Raw genomic sequence first — 684 nt, 5'->3', positions numbered from 1 at the left:
GCGTCAGGCGCGGTCGGCCGTGCGCTCGCCCAGCAGGCCCTGCGGGCGCAGCGTGAGCACCAGCACCAGCGCCATGAAGGCAAAGATGTCGGCGTAGTGGCTGCCCAGCACGCCGCCGGTGAGGTCGCCCAGGTAGCCCGCGCCGATGGCCTCGATCAGGCCCAGCAGGATGGCGCCCACCACCGCCCCGGCGAGGTTGCCGATGCCGCCCAGCACCGCGGCCGTGAAGGCCTTCAGGCCCGGCAGGAAGCCCATGGTGTGCTGCACGGTGCCGTAGTTGGCGGCCCACATGATGCCGGCCAAGGCGGCCAGCGCCGCGCCGATGATGAAGGTGGCGGAGATTACCCAGTCCGGGCGCACGCCCATGAGGGCCGCCACGCGCGGGTTCTCGGCCGTGGCGCGCATGGCGCGGCCCAGCTTGGTCTTGTTCACCAGGTACAGCAGCCCGGCGAGCACCATGGCCGTGATGGCCAGGATGAGGATTTGCGTGACGCTGATGACGGCGCCGCCGATCTCGATCGGGTCCGTGCTCAGCAGTTGGGGATAGGGTTTCGGATTCGGCTTCCAGATGATCATGGCCAGCGTCTGCAGCAGCAGGCTCATGCCCATGGCCGTGATCAGCGGGGCCAGGCGCGGCGCGTTGCGCAGCGGCCGGTAGGCCAGTTTCTCGATCGTGAAGTTCAG

General features: G+C 69.6%; 1 protein-coding gene. It reads right to left on the bottom strand.

The window, feature by feature from the left end; genetic code table 11:
* Nucleotides 1-3 precede the first annotated feature (3 nt).
* Nucleotides 4-684: branched-chain amino acid ABC transporter permease (locus SM757_RS34980; protein ID WP_322468863.1), on the bottom strand; the 681-nt coding region annotated here is incomplete at its 5' end.

The sequence above is a fragment of the Azohydromonas lata genome, assembly GCF_034427735.1.
In the GTDB taxonomy this organism is placed as follows: Bacteria; Pseudomonadota; Gammaproteobacteria; order Burkholderiales; family Burkholderiaceae_C; genus Azohydromonas; species Azohydromonas lata.
The sequence above is the reverse complement of the archived record's forward strand: the minus strand, read 5'-3'. Positions and strand labels throughout refer to the sequence as shown.